Here is a 7,037-nt window from a genome sequence, read left to right on the forward strand (position 1 = left end):
CGTCACCCTGCGTGTGTAGGTGCTGAAGTCATGATAGCGGATTTTGAGTTGCACAATCCGGCCGGTGACATCGTCCCGGCGCAGGCGCCTGGAGACGCGCAGCGATTGGTCGAGCAGCATACCTTCCAGCAATTCACCATCCGTCTGATCCCTTGCGAAGGTCTGCTCATGGCTGTACGATTTCGCGTCCCAATCAGGAACGACATCGCGGTCGTCGCTCCCTTGGGAAAGGTCATAGAGGTGTTCGCCGTGCAGCCCGAAGCGGTGGACAAGCCTTTTCCGCCCCGCTGCGGCGAGATCGCCGATCGTCCGAAGACCCATCCCCTCCAAGATCTCCCGTGTCCGCGGCCCCACACCCCAGAGATCGGAAATAGGGAGCGGGTGGAGAAAGGCGATGACGCCACCCGGCTCGACAACCGTGAGACCATCCGGCTTTTGATGATCGGAGGCGATCTTGGCGACGAATTTGACCGGGGCGATTCCCACCGATGCGGTGAGGCGGGTCGCCTCCAGGATCGCATTTTTGATCTTGCGGCCAATGTCGGGTGGATCGCCAAGGGCGTTGCGTGTCCCGGTCAGATCGAGGAATCCCTCGTCGAGAGAGAGGGGCTCGACGCAGGGGGAATAGGAATGGAGGATATCCATGATCTGCCTGGACACCGCCCGGTATTTTGTGAAATTGACGGGGAGGCGGACGAGGTGGGGGCAGAGCCCGTAATGTCCAAAAACTCGATCGAAGGTTAAATTCCTCTCCAGTTATTCCTTCCGACCGTCAACTTTCCTGATTTTCCGTCGATATTGAGCTGTATTTAAGATGATCAACAGACCTGGATTGCCGAATACGGAATATTGGGCGTATTTATCCCATCATTTGTAAGTGTACGAATCTATATCCCCAGTCCTAATTCAGCTCAGGCGGCGTCGCGGTAGTAGTATTTCAGGATACCACCGAGTCTCTCGCGGCAGCGCACATTCCCCATCCGTCTGTTGAGCGATTCAGATGGCTCGATCAGTCGGTTGTCGAGACCCTGATGATTTCGTTCGCGGTGATAATGTTCGAGGAATTGCCTTACGGCTCGGCGGACGGAGCCCTCGCCGAAGAAGATCATTTGATACAGGCATTCCTCTTTGAGGCTGCGCATGAAACGTTCGATATAGGCATTCAGGTTCGGTGATTGCGGTGGGAGCCGCACGGGTTTGACTTGTGCTTCTTTGAGCATTAAGCGGAAGGATGCGCAGAACTTCGTGTCGCGATCCATGATGAGATCGTTCGGACCGGGGAGGAATCCGTCATCGGGATCGGTGAGATTTCTTCCGACCTGCTTGATCCATTCCTCATGGGGATTCGTCGTGCAGCCGGCGAAATGAACACGGCGTGTGGAAAGCTCGATGGCGAAGAGAAGATAGTATGTGACGAGACCGCCCTTGGTCCAGACCTCGATTGTTGTGAAATCAATAGCGGCGAGGACTTCCCAATGAGCTTTGAGAAAGGTCGCCCAGGTCATTTGGCGTTTGCGTTCCGGCGCGGGGTCGATGCCGTGTTCGCGGAGGATGTTACCGACCGTTGTCTTCTCGAGTGAGTATCCCAAGTTTTTCAAAGAGCCTGTTATGCGCCTGGCTCCCCAAGTTGGGTTCTCACGGGCTATGCGAAGAATCAGATCGACGACTACTTTTCTGATCCGGGGCCGGCCGTGGGCTTGGCGACAATAGGCGTAATCCCATTTCCGAGCGATCAGCATGCGATGCCAGCGCAGAATTGTATCTGGCGAGAAGGCGGTGCCGATCTCTTTGAGGATTCTGCGACCGAGCGCTTTGCCTTTAACGGCGAGGCGCCGGCGTTGGTTGTCGTTGAGTTTAATCCTGCTCTTGCCGTGGGCTGCTTTGAGCACCTGGTTTTCGGCGCGCAGGTATTCGATGATGGCCTGCTGCTCGCGATTAACCCATCCGGCAAAGGCGGCCAGGAGAAGATGCCAAGGCTGTAAGATGAATTCCACCGATGTCTCCATCCGTCATTTTTCGACGGCAAAATCGGTCAGGATGGGGGAGAGGGGGTGGAGTTGTCAAGAGGACGGGAAATAGTGGCCTAAAAATAGCCAATTATCCGGCCAGTAGCCAAATTGCTAAATTCCTCAAGATTCTAGGAAATTACCTCCCAGCGGGCTCCGCGGCCTCTGCCGGTAAGGCGGACTTTCTCCTGCTTTTTCAGATCAGCAAGGACCTTTTTTATGAGTTGCGTGCTAGCTGATGGCAATTGAATGGCCAAATCCCCCAGTGTGAATTGCTCAACCTGAGCAAGAATAGTCTGTTTTACAATATCGCTCTTAGCGATTCGGGAATCAGTAGATTCTAGCTGCCTCTCAAACTCTTTGTAAGCGTTGCGTAACAGACCAAGTTGGTAATTCCACCAGGGTATTAGATTATTCTTGCCCTTATGCCACCCTTTGGAGCAATCGGCTAGTACGCGATAGTAATCTTCTCGGCTTTGTTCAACTAGACGTTCAAGGCTGATATAGCGTGATACCTGGAATCCATGAGCTTGAAGCAGAAGTGTTGTGACTAAGCGTGATACTCTCCCGTTTCCATCGCGAAAAGGATGAATACACAATAGATCAAACACAAATGTGGCAATGATTAGAAGAGGAGGAATAGTTGGTTCATTGCAGGCTTCATGATATTCATTGCAAAGGACATCAACCGCTTTGGGTGTAGCTTTGGCTGAGAGTGGAGTGAATCTGATTTTTCTTTCGCCGTTAGGCAGGATCTCGATAATTTCATTGTTGCGCTTTTTCCACTCTCCGGCATCGCCGGAAAAACCTCCCTGGGCAAGAGAGTGGAGTCGTTGAATTGTGGAAGGTTTTACTATTATTTTACGCTGCCGAGTGAAAATCCAATCCAAGGCCCTTTTATATCCTGCGAGTTCTTCTTCTGATCGATCCCGGGGTCTGGCTTTACCAATGACTATTGGACGAAGTCGCTCGGCTGGAATTGTTACTCCCTCAATCCGATTGGAAGACTCCACGCTTTGGATAATCGCCTGTTCACGTAAGACATCGAGCACTTCGGGTTTCTGCTTCATCCAAAGGTCCTGTTTTCCGCGGGCTTCCATACAAGACCCAAGAAGCCAGCCGGTGCTGACCGGAATAGTTACCTCAGCGAGTTTTTTAGCGTTTAAAGAAAGCAAGTTTGAACCCCCTTTATTAGTAGCCTAATAATAGCCTATTTGGCAAATGGTAGCCAATTAAAAAATTATGAAAATTGACGCATTATTCCACGGCTTTTGGGAATTTATTGGTTTTAAAACGGAGAATGGTTAGGAAACGGACCAACCCGGGGAGCCGCTCAGAGCCATCTCGAACTGGGGTGGCTCTTTTAGTTAACATGGACCCCGGTGGCTTCGGTCATCGGGGTTCTCAATATCTTTAAGGGGTTCGACCAAACCAACGAGTGGCATTAGTTTGGTCAGGTCTTCATAGTTCCTCACTCAAAACGATCGTCTCGAAGTTGTGGCCCCGGGGCCACAAAATCGGATAAACTACTGAAATTGTTGATGTTAAAGAATCTGAGTGTGCGGTGTTCGGCCAGAGGAGAGCATGGCCCAATCGCTGGAAATCGGGTATACTCAACCTGTTGATGTTTGTAGTGAGAATGAATCATTTAAGGTTCCTATTCACATGCGTCTCGGGGTTTCACTAGATTTCGAACCAGGTTACCTGACTAGAGGTATAGGGGAGAATGGACAGTCGCAAGGACCGCGTTCACCAGTACTCCGCGAAAGTGTGCCACGAAGGCACTGAAAGGAGGTCTGAAAGACCGACAGACAGACGCCATGCTGCATGGAAGATGGGGGCGGGCCCCCCGAGGACGGGTTGCAGGATCAGTTCTCAAACCACCCGGCGCTGCGTGGGGATAAGATCCCAGGTGGTGAACGGATCGGGGAAAGGCGGGAAGGAAATCCCGTCAGGTGAGGGCCAGGAAGGCGAACGCAAGTGAATCGTTGATGAGCTGTCGAAAACTAAACAACTGCCATCGAAATCAGACAACTTTCGCGGTCTGTGAAGAAGTCCAGCGGAAACATGTTTACTGGCTGGGCGGTGGCCGGCAGATAGACGGCGCGATCCTGGTTCAGGCTTTCATGCGGAACGTGGGAACCTGGCGCTCCGATGCAACGGGAGCAGCCCAAGGAGCAGGAACTCCGAGGGCCCGAGTACCAAAGCGGAGCGCAGGGACGGATCAGCTCGTAGTAGTGTTGAAGCCTGGTAATGCGGGTGGAGCGAAGGGGCTGAGCTGTCCAGTCTTAGGGGTGAGTCAACCCGAAAGGGGAGGAGCTTATGTCTAAGACAAAGTCGTACAGTATTTCCAAGCAACTTGTTGTGAAGGCATTTCGATTAATGAAAGCCAACCATGGGGCGGCCGGAGTGGATGGGCAATCGGTGGCGGCATTCGAGGAGGATCTGAAGGGTAATTAGTATAAGATCTGGAATCGGATGTCATCCGGCCATACTGACCGAAGATGCCGTCATTGTCGTGGACGAGGAAGCGGGGAGTTCTGCCCCAGCCAGTAGCGTCACGGATCTGTTGTTTCACCCAGATGAGTGTCGGGTTGGTGGTGACGTTAACATGCACAATCCGGCGCGATTCGATCTCCATGATAACGAACACGTAAGCGACGGCGAAGAGGGCGGTGTACTGGGTGAGGAAGTCACAGGACCAAAGTTCCTTGGCGTGATTTTGTACAAAGATGCGCCAGGTCTGGTCTCCTCGAGGCGTAGTACGACGTGGGACCATGTAGCGGCGGATGGTGCTGGTGGAATGTTCAATGCCGAACTTGGCGACAAGCTCCTCGGCGATCTTGTCTTCGCCCCACTCAGGATGGTCACCTGAAATGCGCTTGATGAAGTTGATTTGTTTCCGTGAGATGCATGGTCGGCCGATTTTCCGGCCTCGTGATTTACGACGCCACAGCACTTTGAAGCCTTGGCGATGCCACCCGATGACCGTGGCGGGTTTGACGATGACGAGAGGGCGGGACCAGCCCGACCAGAGTCTGCGGAGGATGACCCAGAAGACTCGGTCCCCGGCTTGGAGTCGGACCCGCTTGTGAGTTCTCTGGTGGATGGCCAATTGCTGACGCAGGGCGGCATTTTCCAGTGCCAGAGTTGTCCTCGCCAACCGCGTTGCCCGTAGAAATACGAATAGAGGTGATATGAGTGTATGCATCATGTGCATGACCATAGCACAACTGGGGAGTTGTATTACCGCAAGGAGTTACGGGATTTTCGCGGAGGACGAGCGGCTCCAGCGGAACAAATCAAAATCATGAAACACACAGCAATCCAAAGAAGCCTTTGGCCAGATAAGCCTGCAGACATATTGCCCATCCCCCGAAGATGCGTAGACGTTCGTCAACTCGTTCAATGACAATCAGCTAGAGGGATTATACCACACCTACTTAGGTCGTTGCCATACGACTCGTACACCTGCAAATATCGATACCAGTCATTGACAAATCTAAATCAACACTTTAGAATTGTCATTATGGAATACAGAAAACGAACTTTAGAGGCTGAGCTAATCCGTTCAGCGACAGCATTTTCCGCCTGTATTGTAACCGGCCCTCGGCGATCCGGTAAAACAACACTTCTTCGACACTGCTTTCCTAGTGCCAGCTATGTGCTGCTGGAAGAACCGGATGTCATCGACAGGGTCCGCAGCGATCCCCGAGGATTCCTGGAGGAGCTCGGGCGCCCCGCGATCTTAGACGAGATCCAGAACACGCCGGAGCTACTGAACTATATCAGGGCGGAGATCGATAGAACGCCTGAACAGAAGGGCCATTGGTTTCTGACAGGGTCCCAAGAAGCGGCGGTGATGCGGGGGGTGACAGAGTCAATGGCTGGGCGCGCCGCTATTTTCCAGCTACTTCCGTTTTCATATTCTGAAGAATCTGCCGTGTCGCTGTTGAAGGGCGGTTTCCCTGAGGTCATCGCCAGACCTGCAACACGGGATATTTGGTTCAGCTCCTACATCCAAACCTACCTTGAGCGTGATGTTCGCGCTGTGTTGTCGATTAAGGATCTAGCCACCTTCCGGCGATTTCTGGCGCTATTGGCAACACGCATCGGCCAGGGTCTCAATAAAACGGCCCTGGCCGGTCCGATTGGCGTCTCGGTGCCGACGATTACCGAATGGCTCGGTGTGCTGGAGATCACAGCTCAGATCTTACTTGTGCCTCCCTTCTTCGAGAATTTTGGTAAACGTATAACCAAGGCGCCTAAAGTCTACTTCTGCGATTCGGGACTCGCCGCGCACTTGCTGGGTATTGAAACTGAAGCGTCGTTGACTAAGTCTCCCTTTCTGGGACCTCTTTTTGAAGGATTGGTGGCATCAGAGATCGTTAAGGAACAGATCCACCACGGCAAATCCAAGGCAATTTATCATTTCCGCGATCGCCAAGGGCTTGAGGTTGATTTCATTGTTCCACGTGGAGGAAAACGTTTGACTCTTATTGAGGCCAAGGCAACGCGCACGCCACGAAGCAGTATGGCCAAACCACTCTTACAGCTTCTAGATGTGATCGATAAGCACCAAAGAGAAGCCTATGTTGTCCATCAGAAGGCCAATTCGGATATGGTGACGCTCACATTGGCTCCCGGCGTGAAAGCCATACCCTGGACGAAGATGAAACCTGTGATTTTGTAAGGGAATTATGTATAGACCGCCGGCATTTTCACCGTAAAAATGCCGGCCAACCCCCTATCGAGCGGTCTATTCCGCCAGCCTAAACACCCACTCACACCACCCGCCCGGGCTCATCTCATCCGCGGGGCATTGAACGCACTCAACTTCAAAACGGCCATCCACCGTGTGCCTTCCACAAATTCCGTCCGCATTGAGATACTTGCGGTTATAGGATTCCTTGCTTAGCCTCATCAAATGCTCAACTTCATCCTTCACACCATATTCTCCAACCTGAAGTCACGTAAGGGACTGATGCTGGAAAACCTGGCTCTCCGCCACCAACTCATTGTTCTGTAACG

6 protein-coding genes are annotated in these 7,037 nt (G+C 52.5%); 1 reads left to right on the forward strand and 5 read right to left on the reverse strand.

The annotated features are described in order from the left end of the window. The 4 genes from KJ970_10630 to KJ970_10645 all read right to left on the reverse strand — a co-directional run. Positions 1 to 660 (reverse strand): DNA polymerase IV (locus KJ970_10630; GenBank protein MBU2691369.1); only part of this gene is annotated, 660 nt, incomplete at its 3' end. Between the two features lie 251 nt (positions 661 to 911). Next, complete coding sequence (locus KJ970_10635) at positions 912 to 2,006, reverse strand: DDE-type integrase/transposase/recombinase (GenBank protein MBU2691370.1); 1,095 nt, start codon at positions 2,004 to 2,006, stop codon at positions 912 to 914. A 131-nt stretch (positions 2,007 to 2,137) separates the two neighbouring features. Beyond that, positions 2,138 to 3,181 (reverse strand): Fic family protein, encoded by a 1,044-nt coding sequence (locus tag KJ970_10640; GenBank protein MBU2691371.1) that lies wholly within the window; start codon positions 3,179 to 3,181, stop codon positions 2,138 to 2,140. 1,151 nt (positions 3,182 to 4,332) lie between these two features. Next, on the reverse strand, positions 4,333 to 5,220 hold the full coding sequence (locus tag KJ970_10645) for a hypothetical protein (protein ID MBU2691372.1): 888 nt from the start codon (positions 5,218 to 5,220) through the stop codon (positions 4,333 to 4,335). A gap of 315 nt (positions 5,221 to 5,535) precedes the next feature. Between KJ970_10645 and KJ970_10650 the strand changes: the two genes are divergently transcribed. Continuing rightward, a complete protein-coding gene (locus KJ970_10650; protein ID MBU2691373.1) occupies positions 5,536 to 6,699 on the forward strand; it encodes an ATP-binding protein in 1,164 nt (387 codons plus the stop codon). 66 nt (positions 6,700 to 6,765) lie between these two features. On the opposite strand, the gene KJ970_10655 is transcribed toward KJ970_10650, so the two are convergent. Then, positions 6,766 to 6,930: a hypothetical protein gene (locus tag KJ970_10655; protein ID MBU2691374.1), complete on the reverse strand. Its 165-nt coding sequence runs from the start codon at positions 6,928 to 6,930 to the stop codon at positions 6,766 to 6,768. Positions 6,931 to 7,037: the final 107 nt, after the last annotated feature.

Source organism: Candidatus Eisenbacteria bacterium, from assembly GCA_018831195.1.
Classification (GTDB): domain Bacteria; phylum Eisenbacteria; class RBG-16-71-46; order CAIMUX01; family JAHJDP01; genus JAHJDP01.